At 40.6% G+C, this 17,764-nt stretch carries 17 protein-coding genes; 11 read left to right on the forward strand and 6 right to left on the reverse strand.

What is annotated here, in order from left to right; translation table 11 throughout:
* Positions 1-97 precede the first annotated feature (97 nt).
* From CH377_RS08830 to serB, 9 genes are all read left to right on the forward strand, one after another.
* Positions 98-1,165, forward strand: a complete 1,068-nt coding sequence (locus CH377_RS08830) for a DsbA family protein (protein WP_100723451.1) — start codon at positions 98-100, stop codon at positions 1,163-1,165.
* Positions 1,166-1,196: 31 nt separating this feature from the next.
* Entirely contained in the window at positions 1,197-2,177 is a 981-nt protein-coding gene (locus tag CH377_RS08835; RefSeq protein WP_100723452.1) for a malate dehydrogenase, read from the forward strand.
* Between the two features lie 16 nt (positions 2,178-2,193).
* A complete protein-coding gene (locus CH377_RS08840; RefSeq protein WP_100723453.1) occupies positions 2,194-3,333 on the forward strand; it encodes an aminotransferase class I/II-fold pyridoxal phosphate-dependent enzyme in 1,140 nt (379 codons plus the stop codon).
* Positions 3,334-3,335: 2 nt separating this feature from the next.
* Positions 3,336-4,001, forward strand: coding sequence for a dethiobiotin synthase (gene bioD / locus CH377_RS08845; RefSeq protein WP_100723454.1), 666 nt, complete (start codon positions 3,336-3,338; stop codon positions 3,999-4,001).
* Positions 3,998-5,302: an adenosylmethionine--8-amino-7-oxononanoate transaminase gene (bioA, locus tag CH377_RS08850; RefSeq protein ID WP_100723455.1), complete on the forward strand. Its 1,305-nt coding sequence runs from the start codon at positions 3,998-4,000 to the stop codon at positions 5,300-5,302. Before bioD ends, bioA begins: the two co-directional genes overlap by 4 nt.
* 68 nt (positions 5,303-5,370) lie before the next feature.
* Positions 5,371-6,465 (forward strand): biotin synthase BioB, encoded by a 1,095-nt coding sequence (gene bioB / locus CH377_RS08855; RefSeq protein WP_100723456.1) that lies wholly within the window; start codon positions 5,371-5,373, stop codon positions 6,463-6,465.
* Positions 6,466-6,612: 147 nt separating this feature from the next.
* Positions 6,613-6,786, forward strand: coding sequence for a hypothetical protein (locus tag CH377_RS19695; protein ID WP_165780245.1), 174 nt, complete (start codon positions 6,613-6,615; stop codon positions 6,784-6,786).
* Between the two features lie 22 nt (positions 6,787-6,808).
* Positions 6,809-7,552 carry a GDSL-type esterase/lipase family protein gene (locus tag CH377_RS08860; RefSeq protein WP_100723457.1) on the forward strand — a complete coding sequence of 248 codons (744 nt, stop codon included), beginning with the start codon at positions 6,809-6,811 and terminating at the stop codon, positions 7,550-7,552.
* Positions 7,553-7,638: 86 nt separating this feature from the next.
* Positions 7,639-8,424: a phosphoserine phosphatase SerB gene (gene serB, locus CH377_RS08865; RefSeq protein ID WP_243402095.1), complete on the forward strand. Its 786-nt coding sequence runs from the start codon at positions 7,639-7,641 to the stop codon at positions 8,422-8,424.
* 73 nt (positions 8,425-8,497) lie between these two features.
* On the opposite strand, the gene mutS is transcribed toward serB, so the two are convergent.
* Positions 8,498-11,056 carry a DNA mismatch repair protein MutS gene (gene mutS, locus CH377_RS08870; protein WP_100723459.1) on the reverse strand — a complete coding sequence of 853 codons (2,559 nt, stop codon included), beginning with the start codon at positions 11,054-11,056 and terminating at the stop codon, positions 8,498-8,500.
* Positions 11,025-11,687, reverse strand: a complete 663-nt coding sequence (locus CH377_RS08875; protein ID WP_100723460.1) for a phosphoribosylanthranilate isomerase — start codon at positions 11,685-11,687, stop codon at positions 11,025-11,027. Before CH377_RS08875 ends, mutS begins: the two co-directional genes overlap by 32 nt.
* A gap of 95 nt (positions 11,688-11,782) precedes the next feature.
* Between CH377_RS08875 and CH377_RS08880 the strand changes: the two genes are divergently transcribed.
* Entirely contained in the window at positions 11,783-12,481 is a 699-nt protein-coding gene (locus CH377_RS08880; protein WP_100723461.1) for a purine nucleoside phosphorylase YfiH/LACC1 family protein, read from the forward strand.
* Positions 12,482-12,505: 24 nt separating this feature from the next.
* Here CH377_RS08880 and CH377_RS08885 read toward each other — a convergent pair whose 3' ends face one another.
* The 4 genes from CH377_RS08885 to CH377_RS08900 all read right to left on the reverse strand — a co-directional run bounded on the left by CH377_RS08885 (position 12,506) and on the right by CH377_RS08900 (position 17,092).
* Entirely contained in the window at positions 12,506-12,913 is a 408-nt protein-coding gene (locus CH377_RS08885) for a response regulator (RefSeq protein WP_100710094.1), read from the reverse strand.
* Positions 12,914-13,020: 107 nt separating this feature from the next.
* Positions 13,021-14,097, reverse strand: coding sequence for a 3-isopropylmalate dehydrogenase (gene leuB, locus CH377_RS08890; protein WP_100723462.1), 1,077 nt, complete (start codon positions 14,095-14,097; stop codon positions 13,021-13,023).
* A gap of 20 nt (positions 14,098-14,117) precedes the next feature.
* Positions 14,118-15,332: an aspartate aminotransferase family protein gene (locus tag CH377_RS08895; RefSeq protein ID WP_100723463.1), complete on the reverse strand. Its 1,215-nt coding sequence runs from the start codon at positions 15,330-15,332 to the stop codon at positions 14,118-14,120.
* The gene (locus tag CH377_RS08900) at positions 15,329-17,092 is read right to left on the reverse strand and encodes a phospho-sugar mutase (RefSeq protein ID WP_100723464.1); all 1,764 of its coding nucleotides are present in this window, start codon (positions 17,090-17,092) and stop codon (positions 15,329-15,331) included. The genes CH377_RS08895 and CH377_RS08900 overlap by 4 nt, the downstream gene beginning before the upstream one ends.
* Positions 17,093-17,175: 83 nt before the next feature.
* Between CH377_RS08900 and CH377_RS08905 the strand changes: the two genes are divergently transcribed.
* A complete protein-coding gene (locus CH377_RS08905) occupies positions 17,176-17,541 on the forward strand; it encodes a hypothetical protein (RefSeq protein WP_100723465.1) in 366 nt (121 codons plus the stop codon).
* Positions 17,542-17,764 lie beyond the last annotated feature (223 nt).

Raw genomic sequence — 17,764 nt, forward strand, 5'->3', positions numbered from 1 at the left:
TCTGCCTTTTTCACCCCTCGAATTATTCGTTTGCCTCCCATACTCAGCTTTCTAAATTGGCTGGTAGGGGAGCTTTTCTCCCTTTGGTAAGGATATTATGTCTGAAGAAACTTCTTCCACTCTCTTAGACCGCGTTTTCGGTCCGAAATTCAAGGAGGTACTTCCTTGGATCTTTTTAGGTTATGTTCTAATATCTATCGCTATTATTGTAAAACTGTCTATCCCTGAACATTATATGAGAGTTGGGACTTTCGGGTTCTATACTATCTCTGATATAAAAAAAGATAACCCATCCGCTTATCGTAAGTATCTTCAGGAAAATAATCAGCAGATGTACAGGATGTTCTCGCAACTTGCTTCTCAAGAGATTTTGAAAAAGGAAGCAGCTGCTAAGGGAATTCCTGTTGAAGAGCTTACTAAGTTTGGAAGAGGGTATGAACCCGTTCAAGACGAAGTTGTCGCGGCTTATAATCAATTCAAAGACGAGCCTGGCTTAAAAGGAAAACCTTTAGCTGCAGTCCAAGGAGAGATCGTAAAATATTTAAAGGCAGTACAAGCTGATAGAGAAAGACAATCTTTCTTCGGAAGAATGAGAGAAGAATATAATACCGAGATTATCGGACCAGAACTTCCTCCTCCGACAAGAGTAGCGATCGATGCTAGTGAAAATCCAACTCTTGGACCTGCAGACGCAAAAGTTACTATCGTAGAATTTTCCGATTTTGAATGCCCTTATTGTGCGATGAGTCAGACCACTACTAAGGCTCTTAGAGAACAATATAAAGATAAGATCAAATGGGTCTTTAGGGACTTTCCTATGGACTTCCATAGAAACGCAATGTTTGCTCACGTTGCTGCAAATTGTGCGATCCCTCAGGGAAAATACTGGCAGTACAATAGTCTTCTTTTTGAAAACGGAAGAAAATTAGAAAAAGGGAATGTAATCAAACTGGCTCAGCAAGCTGGTTTAGATATGGGAGCATTCAATCGTTGTATCGCCGACGAAGATAAGATCAAAGGCGAGATCGAAGCAGATATGCAAGCAGGACAAAGTTACGGAGTAAACGGAACCCCTGCATTCTTCATTAACGGTATTTTAGTGGAAGGCAATATGCCGATCCAAAATTTCACAAAGATCATCGACGAAGAGCTAAAAAATAACTAAGCTCTAGTATATAAAAAGTTAGGAGTTTCAAATGGCAAAAACAGTTAAGGTAGCAGTTACGGGTGCCGCTGGGCAGATCGGGTATTCTTTATTATTTAGGATCGCATCTGGTCAAATGTTCGGAGCGGACACTCCTGTAGAGATCCAAATGTTAGAACTGGAAGCGGCTCTTCCTGCTGCTAAAGGTGTGATCATGGAATTAGAAGACTGCGCCTTTCCTCTTTTGCAAAAAGTAAGTGTTTCCGCGGATCTAGATGTTGCTTTTAAAGATATCAATTGGGCGCTACTTGTAGGTTCCGTTCCAAGAAAAGCTGGAATGGAAAGAAGCGACCTTCTTAAAATTAACGGTGGAATTTTCGTAAACCAAGGAAAAGCAATCGAGAAGAACGCTGCTTCCGACGTAAGGGTTTTAGTTGTCGGTAACCCTTGTAATACAAACTGCCTTATCGCTATGAATAACGCGAAAGGAGTTCCTACAGATCGTTGGTTTGCAATGACCAAGCTGGATGAGAACCGCGCTAAATCCCAACTTGCGATCAAGTCTGGAAATTTAGTAAAAGATGTAACGAATCTTGCGATCTGGGGAAATCACTCTTCTACTCAATACCCTGACTTCTATAACGCTAAGATCGGTGGAAAAATCGCAACTGATGTGATCAAAGATCACGACTGGTTAAAAGGCGATTTTATTAAGAATGTTCAACAACGTGGAGCAGAGATCATTAAAGCAAGAGGGGCTTCTTCTGCTGCGTCTGCTGCTAATGGAGTTGTTGATACTGTTCGTCAGATCATCACTCCTACCCCAGCAGGAGATTGGTTCAGTGTTGCTGTAACTTCTGACGGATCTTACGGTGCGGATAAGGGACTGATCTTCGGATACCCTGTTAAATCCGATGGAACTAAAGTTGAGATCGTTAAAGGATTAGAATTGAATGACTTTGCAAAAGAGAAATTCAATATCACTCATGACGAACTCAAGTCGGAAAGAGACGAAGTAAAAGGGATGTTATAATCCCTACGGAAATCCTGTGCAGGAAACTCCATCCACGAAACTTCCTTTCTTTTCGGAGCTTCCTGCCTTCTTTTCCAGGTTAGAATCTCAGAATAGGATCCGAACTTTGGATCCTCCTTCTGGCCTGGACCTCTGCTCCAACGATTATCTGGGGCTTTCTACTCATCCTGAAATCATTCAAGCTCTAAAAGAAGGAATCGATATCTACGGTGCAGGTTCTACTGCTAGCCGTTTGGTCCGGGGCCATAGAACAGTGTTTGAAGAGTTAGAAAATGATTTTTCGAATTGGGTGAAATCTGAAGATTCTCTTTTCTTCGCGAATGGTTACTCTGCAAATTTAGGAGCGATTTCTTGTATTGCGGATCCTTCCTATATAATCTTTTGCGATCGTAAAAATCATGCTTCTTTAATGGATGGAGTCCGTCTCTCCGGGGCTAAAAAAGTATATTATAAACATTCCGATCTAAATGACCTGGAAGACTTATTAAAAAAACATTCCGGCGCCAAACATAAGATGATCGTCACCGAATCCGTATTCAGTATGGACGGAGACAAAACGGATATAGCCGCATTAATAGATCTGAAGGAAAAATATGGAGCACTTTTATATATAGATGAGGCTCATGCAATCGGACTTTTCGGGAAAGAAGGAGCCGGAGTTTCCCTAGAAGAAAACATTTCCAGAGTTTCCGAAATAGATTTTAGAATGTCTACCTTAGGAAAAGCATTAGGTTTAGAAGGTGCGGTTATTTCTACAACCAAGGACGCCAGAAAATATTTACTCCATTCTGCACGGACATTTGTGTTCTCCACAGGTCCGCTTCCTGCGATTGCTTATGCAGGTAGGGTTGCAATTCGACTCGCAAGACAGATGGATGATGAAAGAAGAAGATTAATTGAAAATTCAGAATTTTTCCGCGCTTCTCTCCATCAGATAGGAAGAGATACAGGAAATTCTAATACGCAAATCATACCAATATTATTAGGTTCAGAAGAAGAAGCATTACAACTTTCTTCTCGTCTAAACCAAAATGGATTCCAAGCAAAAGCGATCCGACCTCCAACAGTGGATACCTCCAGGATCAGAGTTTCTCTCAATTCTAAGATAAAAAGAGAAGAACTTGAAAAATTTGTTCAATTGGTTCAGGAGAATTAAGCTTGTCCGTCTTTGTAACTGGAACTGGAACCGACGTAGGTAAAACATTTTTCTGCTCTCTTGTGATGGCAAAGTATGCTGAAAAGCTTGGTCTAAAATATCTCAAACCAATCCAAACAGGAGCTGATTCAGATAGAGTGAAGATCATGAATCTTACTGGACTGAATGAGTCTTACTTTTTAAAAAATTATTATACATTCGAACTTCCTGCTTCTCCTCATTTAGCTTCTGAAATGGAAAATACAAGTGTCGATACAGATGAGCTTTCTAGACATCTATTCAGTGTGAAGGATGCTAAAATATTGGTAGAAGGTGCCGGAGGTCTATATGTTCCTCTCAATCGCTATTACTTTACTGTTGATCTAGTAGAACAGGCAAAAATTCCATTGGTACTAGTTGCTTCTACAGAACTTGGGACGATCAATCATACTTTATTATCAATCGAGGCTCTCCGAAAAAGAGAGATCAAGGTCTTAGGAGTTTATTTTATAGGCCCCGAAAACCCACTTCGTTCAGATAATATTAGAACCATAATAGAAGCAGCAGAAATTGGACTTTTGGGAACATTTCTTCTTCCTGAAAGAAAATTGTCTAGAAAAGATTTTTTAGATAAGGTTGCAAATGAATTCGATCCAGATAGGATCCTCCCGGACTTACTTTTCCCTTGATCTGGCATCCGTACACAATCCAACTTGATTCCGATCCTCCTTTAAAGATAGTTTCTGCAAAGGGAGAGTTTCTATATGATGAAAATGGAAAAGAATATATAGATGCGATTTCCTCTTGGTGGGTGAGTATTCACGGTCATAACCATCCTAAACTTGTGGAAGCTGTTAAAAAACAGTTAGATTCTTTGGACCATGTGCTTCTCGCAGGTTTTACACATCCTCCTGCATTGGAGCTGGCTCACGAACTTTTAGAATTCACTAATTGGAATTTTCGCAAAGTAGTCTATTCTGATAACGGTTCCACTGCATTGGAAATCATGCTGAAGATCGCTCTTCAGTATTTTAGGAACCAAGGAAGAGAAAAGAAAAAGGTATTTATCAACTTCTCCTATTCATATCATGGAGACACAATCGGTGCAATGAGTGTAGGAGGGGACTCTGTATTCAATAGAGTATTTCAGAGCCTATTATTCCAGACCAAAAATTTTCCTTCGCCTGCCTGCCATGATTGTCCAGTTTCCAAGTCTCCACATTCCTGCGCTGAAGATTGTTTGGATGAATTAGAAGCCTATTTATCTGCCCATTCCGAAGAAGTAGTAGGAGTCGTAATGGAACCTTTGATTGCTGGTGCAGGCGGAATGTTATTCCATAAACCGAACGTTCTTACAAGGCTTAGAGAGATTACCGAGCGTCATGATGTACTTCTTCTTTTGGACGAGGTATTTACTGGCTTTGGAAGAACAGGCGCAGACTTCGCTTACCAAAAAGCAGGTATTCGTCCCGATATGGTGGCGCTTGCAAAAGGACTGACTGCAGGGATCCTACCCTTAGCAGTAACCCTAGTCAGGGAAGAAATTTACAAAGAGTTTTTATCCTCCGAACCTATAAAGGCATTCTATCATGGGCATACTATGACCGGATATCCTCCTGGTTGTGCTTCTGCACTTGCATCATTAAGAATTTATAAAGAAGAAAATAGGCTCGCAGACGTAAAACAATTAGAGTCTTATTTGGAAGAAGGTTGGGCCAAACTAAGAGCTGAATTTCCGGATAAGATCAAGAACACAAGAGTGTTAGGTTCAGTAGGCGTAGGAGAACTTTTTACAGGAAAGGTTCAACCTGGTTATGTAAATCCATTCGCAAGGGAATTTCGCAGGATCTGTCAAGAGAAGGGAGTCATTCTGAGACCACTCGGAAACGTGATATATATCACTCCTCCATATAATATTTCTAAATCTTCTTTGGATAAGGTCTTCCAAGCGATCCGAGAAGGTCTTTCCGCTTATAAAATCCAAGATTAACGAACGCCTGTTTTTAAGACCGAATATAGATTGCCAAGAAAAACACTGCCTCGGAAGCTATCGGCAGAATGAAACTTAGTCTAGAAACTCCTCCAGTCACCGAAGAAAAAGTATTTTCAGAGGTGCCAAGTATAATCGATCGGGAGGAAACACATGCAATTCTAAGCGGTCAGATCCCATTAACTGAGGCATTGGACAAGGCATATAAAATCCGCGAAAAATACTTCGGTAAAACAGTCCGTATTCATGTTCTAGACAATATTAAGAACGGACACTGCCCAGAAGACTGCGGTTATTGCGCTCAAAGAAAGAACGCTGGCTCCGGGGTCCAAGAATATTCTATGAAATCTCCAGAGGAGATCTTTCAAGATGCGGTACAAGCTAAAGAGAATGGTGCTTACCGTTTCTGCATGGTAACGGCTGGGACTGGGCCTAACTCTTTAGCTACTGAAAAGCTGGCGTTCACTATTGAAAAGATCAGCAAAGAATTAGGACTAAAAGTCTGTTTGTCCGCTGGTCTGCTCGATAGAGAAAAAGCGGAACGTTTAAAAGCTGCCGGTCTAGATAGATACAATCATAATCTGAATACTTCTAAGGCACACTATCCAGAAATCTGTGACACTCATACCTACGAACAAAGAGTAGAAACAATTACCCATTTGATGAAGGCAGGGGTAGGGATGTGTTCCGGTGTTATTGTTGGAATGGGAGAATCTCTTTGGGATCTAACGGATGTTATATACGAGATCAAAAATCTAAAAGTGATATCTATTCCCGTGAATTTTTTCATCCCAGTTGCAGGGCATGCGATTAAAAATCCTCAAAGTTTAACCCCAGAATTCTGCCTCAGAACTCTGATCGCATGTCGTTTGGTGAACCCTGACTCAGAAGTTCGTATCGCTGCTGGAAGAGAAGGGCATTTGAGAGGATTACAAGGAATGGCATTATACGCCGCGAATTCCTTGTTTGCGAGCGGGTATTTGAACGTAAAAGGTTCCGATGCAGCAGACACGATCCGAATGATCTTAGACTCAGGATTCTATCCTGAATTTTCTTCCGGTGTAGGAGAAGAAATTGATTGGGAATCTGCTCTAGGAAAAGACCATCCTTATGCTCCTGAAAATTTCCCGGAACTTTACAAATATCGGAAATCTTTGAAATAGTTTTTTTAGGTTACGAGCCAAAATCGTATAGCATTTTCCGACCTGGTATGGGAAGATTCCCAGGCTCGGTGGTTTTCCAAGATTAATTTCGGAATAGATTGAAACTCTGGTAGGGGTGAAAATCCTGGATATAACGGAGATTGTCGGATGAAATATAAAATAGAGATCAATAAACTAAAAAACGGCTATATTGAAGCCAAATTGATCGATACAGTTTCCAACAACCCAATTGAATTTCGTATTTGTGACACTGAAGAATATCTGCAGGCTCAGATCGCCGATTGGCATAAACGATTTCATATGAAAGATTCCGAGAACTGAGAGTTTTAGAGGGACTTGTTAAATGAAAGTATTAGGGATTTGTTTTTTTCTTCTTTCCCTAATCTCTTGTTCTGTTTTTCAACCCAGGGTAATTTACGATTATTATAATCCGGATTTCAAATGTGTGGACAAGGTCGGTATCCAGGATTCTGACCATTGGGAAACCTACCAGAAATTATATCAGGAAGCGGTTTTACTCTACACCAATGAGAACGAAAAATTAAAAAAAGCGAATATCGTTTTTGTTGGAAATAGCCTGATTGCAGCTATTCCGCCGGATCTGATTCAAACTGATTTCCCAGGGTCTGTCAACCGAGGGATTGCGGGGGACATGACTGAGCTCCTCCTTGGGCGCTTGGACTCCACAGTGCTGAATTTAAAACCTTCTACCATTATCCTTGAGATTGGCGGAAATGATATCCGGGATGGGAAATGTCTGGATTATATCGAAGGAACACATAGACTTCTGATCCAAAAGATCAGGACGAATCTTCCAAATACTAAGGTGCTTATACTTGGAATTCCTCCGGTTTTAAGCCGAAATGTAAATTCTGTATCTCCTATCGTAAATGCTTGGCTTTTACGGATTGCTAACGAAAACCAGAACGTTCAATTTTTGGATATCTGGCCTGAGTTTAGACAGAAAGGGATCCCTTTCATCAGAGAAGAATTGGCACTTTCCTTTGAAGGAAAAAAAGATCCGATCCATATCAATAGAGATGCCTATATCATCTGGCTTCGCAAAATTAAATCTTTCGTTAAATAATATAAGTGATCTTATTTTTTAGCCCTAAAAACGATTCGGATCTCCAAAGATTATCCGAAACACTTTCCGATCGATTTAAACAACCTGTGTTTATTGAAAGAAGGTCCGAGGTTTCCAAAGATTTCGTATGTGATGTTTGGAAAACAGATCGTTCACTTCCGAGAGAAGAATTGGTCTATTTGAGACAAGAGTTACAAAGATTCCGTAAAATTGATCTAATCCAAATCTCTTCCTTTTTAAACAACGGTGCATTATTCTGTTTCGATATGGATTCTACTTTAATCCAGGAAGAAGTTATAGACGAACTCGCGAGATACGCAGGTGTCTATGAAGAAGTAGCACATGTAACAAAAGAAGCAATGGAAGGAAACCTGAACTTCCATGAAGCTCTTCAAAAAAGATGCTCTTATCTTAAAGATCTTCCAGTTTCAGTATTTGATGAGTTATACTTTAAATTACATCCGAATCATGGTGTGCCTGAATTATTCCGGGGATTAAAGAATAAGAATGCGAAAACAGCAGTTTTCAGCGGTGGATTCACCGATATATTAGAAAGATTTAAACAAGAATATTCCATTGACGAAGTCCGTGCAAATTATCTGGACAGAACAGGGGATAAACTTTTAGGAACAGTTTCCGGAACCGTAGTCGATAAAAATATCAAAAGAGATTCTCTTTTGGAGCTACAATCCAGGTTTCAAATTGGAAGAGAGAATATTGTAGCAGTAGGTGACGGTGCAAACGACCAACTCATGTTGGAAGCATCCGGGATCGGCATCGGTTTTCACGCGAAAGATGGCCTGAAGGCTAATATTTCCAATTGGATAGATTTCGCGTCCATGGATGTTCTTTTGTATTTGTTTGAAGAGTAAAATCTGCTGATTGTAGGCAGGAACTCCAACAAAGACACTCGAAATAGCCGTTGGACTTCCTACGATCGATGTATTAGCCTCGAGAACTAATCCTTTTCTTCCAATCATCCAAAAGTTTTAAAGCTTCGATAGGGGTCATAGAATCAATCGGAAGATCTGTGATCTCTTTTTTGAAATCCTGCCAGAATTGACTGTCTCCATTCGATGCGCTCATATCTTGGAATAGGGAAGGTTCCCTGGTTTGGATACGTATCTCTTTTTTTCTGGATTCCATATCTGTGAGAATTTCAGCTGCACGTTTTACCACTGAATCAGGAACTCCTGCAAGTTGAGCCACATAGATACCGAAGGATTTTTTAGCCTTACCAGGTTTGACTTTTCTTAGGAAAATTACCTTATCATCCTTCTCCACCGTTTCCATATGAATATTCCAAACTCCAGGTAGCCTAGATAGTTCAGTTAGTTCATGGTAGTGGGTAGCAAAAACTGTCTTGGGTCTTGGATACATTTCGGAAAGAGATTCCAAAATCGCCCAAGCAATACTCATCCCGTCATAGGTAGAAGTTCCTCTTCCTACTTCATCAAAAAGTAATAGAGATTGAGAAGTGCAGTTCTTTAAAATATTTGCAGTCTCTTTCATTTCCACATAGAATGTGGATTCTCCTGCATTCAGATTATCTCCTGCACCAATACGAGTAAATAGTTTGTCCAAGATAGGAAGTTTTGCAGTTTCTGCGGCAACACTACCACCGATCTGGAATAAGATCTGGTTGATTGCGATCTGCCTCATGAATGTGGACTTACCTGCCATATTCGGACCAGTTAAGATAGCGATTGAGTTTTCTTTTCCGTCCAGACCTACATCATTCGGGGTGAATTTTGCACCTACTGGAAGACTTGCTTCTACAACCGGGTGTCTGGAAGATTTCATTTCTAAATTGGAATCGTCACTTAGTTCAGGACGTATCCAGCCGAATTTTTCCTCTGCTTTTAAAAGGGATATTTGGAAGTCTAAATCTCCGAATTCTTCGGAGACGACTAGAAGTTCGGAAGAATATTCCAAAACGGTTTGGACCATTTTTTCGAATTCGGCCTTCTCCACTTTTTGGATGATCTCATCCGCTTCTAAAATTGTTCTTTCTATCTCTTCTAATCTTGCAGTGGTAAATCTTTCGGAAGTAACCAGGGTTTGTTTTTTGAGATATTCTTTAGGAGCTTGTTCTGCTTGTACACGGGAGATCTCTATAAAATAACCAACGATCTTATTATATTTGATCTTAAGTGTGGAAAGTCCTGTTTTTTTCTTCTCTTCTGTTTCTAATTCTAAGATCCAGTCTGCACCTTTGGAGCCGGCTTCTCGGGCTCGGTCCAGGTTTTTATCAAAACCATCTTTTAGAAATTTACCATTTCCTAATATAACAGGAAGTTCCTCCGTATGGATCCTTCCTTCAATATAATCCTTAAGCTTATCCAATTTATCTGGTTTGGAAATAGGATACCCAAGAGGAGAAAGTAGGCCGATCAAAGAATCCAAGGTTTGGATAGAAGATAGGATTGTCTTAAAATCTCTAGGATAAGCCTTATTTCCTCTAAATCTACCTAGGATTCTTTCTAAATCTCCCAGGTCTTTGAGTGCTTGGGTTAAATGGGCAAGAGGGATCTTTTTTATAATGTCCTGTTTTTCCCATCTGGATTTTAGAATGGCAGGATCCGTTTCAGGGAATAAGATCCTTTGTTTTAGAACTCTTTTACCTTTCGCCGTACTACAAAAATTCAAGACCGAAAATAATGTATGGCCCTTATCTTCTTTTTCATTTTCGATCAGCTCCAGGTTCAGGATGGTTTCTCTGTCCATCTCCAAATAGGAGCCTGTTTGTAAGATACGGGGCTCTCTTAATGTGAGAGTCCCGTCCCTATAATTTTCCCTAATATAATATTCTAATGTTCTGGTAACCGTTTGGAATGGATCGTTAGAATTTTCCGATCCAATTTTAGTCGCGTCTAAGACGGTTAATTCTCTTTCTCCGAAATTCTGCCAGGTCCTGATCCTTTCTAAATCTTGGGAGAATACACAAATCTCACTCGGTTTAAATTTTACAAATTCTGATTCTAATACTTGGGTTCGCGAAATTGGAACTGCAAAATGTAAAACTTCACCGGTAGAAACGTCAGCCATTCCAACAAAGATCAAGGCGGCTTTGGGAACCAATACGCATAGATAATTGTTTTGGAAACCTGAAAGTAAATGTTCTTCGATTACCGTGCCGGGAGTAATGATCCTCACCACATCCCTGGTCATGAGTTTTGTATTTCCGTCTTCCGGTCTGGACTGTTCGCAGACTGCTATTTTCTTTCCTGCAGAAAGTAATCTGGAGATATATCCGTCCTTGCTATGGAATGGGATACCACACATAGGAACTGAGTTTTGTCTTTTGGTAAGTGCAATGTCTAATATGCTTGAGGCAATTTTTGCATCTTCCAAAAACATCTCATAAAAATCCCCCATTCTAAAGAATAGAATAGAATCAGGGAACTTGGACTTGATCTCCAGATACTGCCTCATCATAGGAGTATCCAGAGCTTCTGTCAGATCGGGAGAATTAGTTTCCGTTGTAAGAGAATTGTTTGGCATTTCTGATAAATTTCCGAATGAGTTCCTGGTCTTTATTTCCTGGAGAAAATTCTACTCCACTTGCTACATCTACTCCGTATGCCTTTGTTTGAGATAAAGCTTTTGCTACATTCTCCGGAGTTAAACCTCCCGCGAGTAGATAAGGCCTATGGACTTCGGAGACCTGGTCCCAAGGAAAACTTTCCCCAGTTCCTCCACCCGCATCTGATTTATAACTATCTAATATCAATAATTCGGAATTTAAAAAATGTAGAGAGTCGTCGTTTACTTTTCCTCTAACACGATAAGAAAGAATTCTTGAGTCCTTGGTCTGGTAGAGTGGAGAAGTTTCGCCTGGAGCCAAGGAGTCATCGCTAACGTATTGGACATAGTCGTGGGTTAAATTTTTTAAAAGTGTTTCTATATATTGGGTTGAAGATTTATAAAAAAGGAATACGATTTTCGGACGTAAAAAAGAAGGAACAGACGTATATAAATAGGTAATGAGGATTTCCGCTTCTTTAGGAGAAACAAGTCTTGGGCTGGAAGAAACAAAATTGATCCCGATCAGATCGGCTCCTTCTTCCACGCAAACTTTTAGATCGTCTACTTTACGTATTCCACAGATTTTTACTTTAGGGGTTTGGGACATGGGATTTTTTTCCGGGATTCTCTTTCGGTTCCGTTTTACGGCTCGAAATATTTCCTCTCTTTTCTATACAAGACCAGGACTTCCCCAAGTCAAGTATGATCGATCATAGATTTTTTCTAGAAGACAAAAGAAGCCTCAGACTTCTAATCCTGGGAAACAAAGAGGCTTCCGGAGATCCAAACGATCCGAATTTTATCCGGGAAAGGGTGGCTCAGGCTTCTGGAGTCGCCGGTGCCGAAGTATTTTTTATGAATCAGGAGCATGGAATAACTATCCTGGAAGCGAACGGATCGCCCAGTGCAGATATTCCTACAGGGGATGCCCTATTTACTACCGAACCTAAAAAGATCCTAGTCGTAAAGACTGCAGATTGTATGCCTATCTTCTTTTGGGCAGGAAGACCGGCACTCGTTGGCGTGATCCATTCAGGTTGGAAAGGTACTCTTGCAGGTATTACAGAAAAAACTTTGGCGCTTGTGCAAAAAAGATACGGAGTAGATCCTGAACTCGTTCATTTTTATTTGGGACCTTATGCGACCGGCAAACACTATGAAGTTGGAGAAGATGTGGCTTCCCTTTTTAGGAAAGAAGTTCCGAATTCTCTCAAAGAATTAGAAGAACCCGGAAAGTTTCTTTTAGAACAAAAAACCTTCTTAGTTCATAGAATTAAAAGTCTGGGAATCCAACCTTTTTTGGAAACTGCTGGTGTTTGTACCATGTCTCCCAATTCTAAATTTTTCAGTCATAGAAGGGGAGATACCGGTCGGAATTTAAATTGTATCTGGTTGGAATAGGATCCTAAATCAGAAAATTTAGGATCAGATTTTGATCGTCTTGCGAACGGTAGCGTTTGCTTTTTCTAAAACCTTCTCTCTTTTGATAGGTTTTACTAAATAGTCCATGATCCCGTCATCAGTCAGAGACTTGATCACCGCAGGAGTGTTTTCGTCGGTGATCACGATTACCCTGGGAAGAACTCCCATTTCTTTCATTTCGTGAAAGGCAGCAAAACCGTCTATCACAGGGAGGTGAAGGTCTAATGTAATCAGGTCCACCTTTCGGTTGTCCTTGTACATATTTAGGAGTTCTTTGCCCGATTCCGCAAAACCGACCACTTCGTAACCTTCGGATTCCAGGATCTGTGCCAATTGTTTGGCTTGGAATTTAGAATTTTCCGCAATGATTACCTGATAAGGTCTTCCTGATGGAGCTACTCCGCCTTTCATCCAGTCACCGTCCCCGTTAATTCAAGAAATTTCCAGAAAGTTTCATACTTTCAGTATTTATATACGTAAAAATATGAAATTTCCAAGCATCGAATCAATTCCAGGCTTTATAAAACCTTCTCAATTTCTATTCCGATTTCTTCCGTTCCCAAAATTTCGGCGCCTTTCTCGGCGATATCTCTGGTACGTTTTCCTACGGAAATCACTTTACGGACCGCAGTTTCTATCTTTTGTGCTTCTTCTTCCATAGAGAAAGAATAACGTAAGAGTAGTGCAGCACTCAAAATTTGGGCGATTGGGTTTGCAATTCCCTTGCCTGCGATATCCGGAGCGGACCCGCCGGAAGGCTCATATAGACCGAAACCGGATTCTGAAAGGGAAGCAGAAGGAAGCATTCCGATGGAACCTGTGATGATGGAAGCCTCGTCGGAAAGAATATCCCCGAACATATTCTCGCATAGGATTACGTCGAATTGTTTCGGATTTACGATTAGCTGCATCGCCGCATTGTCCACGTAAAGATGGGATAATTGGACGTCGGAAAATTCTCTTTTGTGCAGATCGATCACCACTTCTTTCCAAAAAACCGAAGTGGTTAATACGTTCGCCTTATCAATGCTTGTGACCTTATTATTTCTTTTTCTTGCTGCTTCGAAGGCAACTCTTGCTGCTCTTTCGATCTCTCTACGAGAATATCTCATTGTGTCGTAAGCGAATTCTTCTGCTCCGTTTCCTTCTCTACCTTTTGGCTGACCGAAATAGATACCAGAGGTTAATTCTCTTAAGATCAGAATATCCAAACCTTCTCCAATAATTTCAGGTTTGATAGGAGAAGCATTTCTAAGTTCAGGATAAATGATCGCCGGTCTAAGATTTGCGAATAGATCGAAATGTTTACGGAGTGGGAGAAGTGCTCCTCTTTCCGGTTGTTTTTCCGGAGGAAGAGATTCCCATTTTGGACCTCCAACGGATCCGAATAGTATCGCATCTGATTCTTCACAAAGTTTTAATGTTTCCGGAGGAAGAGGTCCTCCGGTTTTGTCGATTGCAATTCCTCCTACAAGCGCTTCCGTAAATTGGAAGTCGGAGGCTTTGGAGCCGAGCGCTTTTTTAAGAACGGATAGGGCCACCTTCATGACCTCGGGGCCGATTCCGTCCCCTGCTAATACGGCTACTTTTTTCATAGAGAATATTGTTTTCCTTTTTATTTCTGTGCGTCTAGGACGGATTCAAGAATGTCCAGTCCCTCATTCAAATATTGAGCTGAGATAGTAAGTGGAGGCATGATACGAATTACAGTGTCTCCTGTTGCATTTACGATCAGTCCTTTTTCTAAACAGAGTTCTGCGATCGGTCTTGATGGAACAGTTAATTCCACTCCAATATGAAGACCTTTTCCTCTGATCTCTTTGATGATCTTATTCTTTTGTTTCATCTGGTTTAAACGACTGAATGCGATCTCTGAACATGAGTTTACGTTTGCAAGAATATCTCTCGTTTGGATGATCCGGATCGTTTCATAAGCGATTGCTGCACCCAAATGATTTCCACCGTAAGTGGTTCCATGAGTTCCCTTTGCTAAAACGTTCTGGTATTTTTCGGCAACTACTAATGCTCCAATTGGAAATCCTGAGCCGAGTCCTTTTGCAAGAGCCATTACATCCGGAGAAAATCCGTAAGTCTCAAATGCAAACATTGTCCCCGTTCTTCCGAAACCAGTTTGGATCTCATCTAAGATAAGAAGTGCCTCGTTTTCCAAGGTCAATTCTCTCACTAAATTCATATATCCGTGATTGAGTGGAATGATACCACTTTCACCCAAGATTGGTTCTGCGATGAATGCTACCACTCTACCTGCAAATTTTTCGAATACGTCTACGAGTTCTTCCTCGTTGTTTGGAGTAACAAATTCGATTCCATCTAGAAGTTTTCCGAAACCTGTATGAAGTTTTTTCTGACCGGTTAAACTGATCCCAGAAACGGATCTACCGTGGAAACTTTTCTGAAGAGAAATGATAACAGGATCATGGATCTGCTTTTGTTCAGCGTATGCTCTTGCAAGTTTGAATGCTGCCTCAATTGCTTCTGTTCCGGAATTGCATAAAAATACTTTTCCAGGAAAAGTGTTCAAGATAAGAAGTTCCGCTAAACGAGATGCTTCTTCCGAATAGAACCAATTGGAAGTATGCATTAGTTTGTCGATTTGGTTACGAATCGCTTCTATAATATCTGGATCACTATGGCCCAGATTTGTAACTGCGACTCCTGCTAAAAAGTCAATGTACTGCTTATTGTTTTGATCGAATAATAATTCGTTCACTCCGTAACGGAATGCTACAGGGTAACGATTGAATAAGTCTAGAAGATACTTGTCTGTAAGTTCTTTTGTAGTTTGAAAATCTGATGCAGTTTCGTTCATGATAAACCCGCCAATTGTAAAAATAAGGACTCTGTTTCTTTCAATTCTTCTAATAAACTTTCGGTGAGTTTTGGGATCTCAGTTTTGGTCTTAGGAGAAGTCCTAGTTTTGAAAGAAGAATAAATTTTAATCTTCGGCTCAGTCCCAGAAGGACGGATGGTCAACTTTGCCTGGTCTTCTAATTCTAATTGGATCACATCAGAAGAGGGAAGTCCAGAAAACGCGGATTTAGAAGCGCTTCCTTTTGCGATTTTGTTTTTGAAATCTAAAAATCCGGTGACCTTTCTTTTGCCGATGGGCTTTCCTATCAGATCGTTGTCGCGTAAAGATTGTAGAGAATCCTGGATTTTCTTTTTACCAGCAAGTCCTTCTAAGGTTAAAGACTTTAGACTTTCTTGGTACAATCCATATTTTAAATATATATCATCCATATAAGAAAGAAGGTCTTTTTTTTCGGAAAGAACTTCCATAAGTAGAAGTGCAGAAGATAAACTATCCTTATCTCTTACAAAATCCACTGGTAGATAACCGTAGGATTCTTCTCCTCCGAATAGGAAATACTGGGTTTTGCTTTTATCCAGTTTTCCCATGACTTCTGCGATAAATTTGAAACCTGTTAGAACGTTTTTAAGAGCGATCTTATTTTTTTTTGCGATCTCAGCTTGCAAGTCAGTGGTTACTACAGTTTTTACGAGTACCGGGTTTTTGCCTTTTTTAGGTTTGGAGCCAACCTTCTCCGCTAAATAAGCAGCTAGAATGGAACCGATCTGGTTTCCATTTAGAAGTGTATATCCGCCTTTCGGATTTTTCACCCCAATTCCAAGTCTGTCCGCGTCAGGGTCGGTTGCTATAAATGCATGAGCTCCGATCTTTTCGGAAAGTTTTTTACTCATCTCCAGAGCTTCCGGTTCTTCCGGGTTCGGGAATTTAACAGTAGGAAATTCTCCATCCGGATCTTTTTGTTCCGGAACCAGAGTCACATTTTTATAGCCGAAGTCTTGTAGTAGCTTCTTCATATATTTTCCGCCGGTTCCATGCAGGGGAGAATATACTAATTTGGTTTGGGATCTTTCTTTAGGAGTGACCTTTGTAGATACGATCCCAGATTTTTTAAGCGCTTTCAAATAAGAAGAAAAACAATCTTCTCCTGCCTTCTGCACCAGCTTTTTATATTTTGCATCTTTGGAAGAAAGAAATGGGATCTCATTCCAATCTTGGACTTTATCTATCAAAGAAATGATCTTTTTATCATCGGGAGGAGCGAGCTGTTCTCCTTTAGAAAGATAAGCCTTAAATCCGTTGTATTCAGGTGGATTATGAGAAGCAGTTAAAACAACACCACCTGTTGCCTTATAATAACGGACTGCGTAAGAGAGTAAAGGTGTAGGAGCTACTTCCGAAAATAGGATTACCTTGATCCCAAAAGATGCAGCTACTCCAGCGGTGACCTCCGCAAATTCTCTGGACCTTCTTCTGGAATCGTAAGCGATTACTAAGATCGGCTTTTTGGCTTTTTGGACCAAGTATCTGGAAAAACCTAGGGCGGCTTTTCCAACGGTGAACTCATTCATTCTACCGATCCCGTTTCCAATTCTTCCCCTCATTCCTCCGGTTCCGAATTCTAAGGGAACTGTAAAAGCTTCGATCTCTAGTCCGATTTCTCCCTTTTTGTATCTATCCAGAATGTCTTTCGCTTCTTTTTGCACCTGGGGGGAAAACGGGGATTTGGTCCAGGATTCAATGTGGGATTCTGTGCTCATATATTTCTCTAGTTCACCCTATACTTGGAATAAAAAATCTAGTTCTTCCTGGTTCAAGACGTTTTTTCGCCGATTCTATTAGTATGGAATCTAATGAAATTTCCCGAGAACAACATAGGGAACTGGACTCACTCAGAGCGGTACTAAGGAATATTTCCTTCCTTCTATTTTTACTTTCTGGAATTTTAACGTTCGGCGCCTTTTTGAAGGAAGCCCCGGGGAAGATTGTAATCCAAGCTGTGTCGGCGGTTTTATTTTTTATCTTGGGAATCTTGGGTTACGGAGCTTCTCTTTCCTTTCGTAAATCCTTGGCTTTGGAGGAGAAGGACCCGGAACAGATCCTATTCGCGCTTAAAGACCTACGATTTTTCTTAAGCGGTCTTGGTTGGATATTACTCGGTCTATTTTTACTCTCCTTCTTTGGAGCTTTTGCATTGCTTCTTTCCTGAATGAGAGAGATTACGAGCGACCCGCTCGCTGCGCTCGGGCCGGGCTCTACACTACAATCAGCGAAGCACCAAAAGTGCTTAGGACTTTATATTATTTCCTTACTGCATCGCCGGATTTTCGCTGCGATCCCTGTTGCGGATTCTGATACTAAGTCTTTTATTAGTCACTCGTCTCTTTCTGGCTAACCACGAAATTCAAATACATTCAATTTTTCACACAGAG

It is taken from the genome of Leptospira haakeii, assembly GCF_002812045.1.
Lineage (GTDB): Bacteria > Spirochaetota > Leptospiria > Leptospirales > Leptospiraceae > Leptospira_B > Leptospira_B haakeii.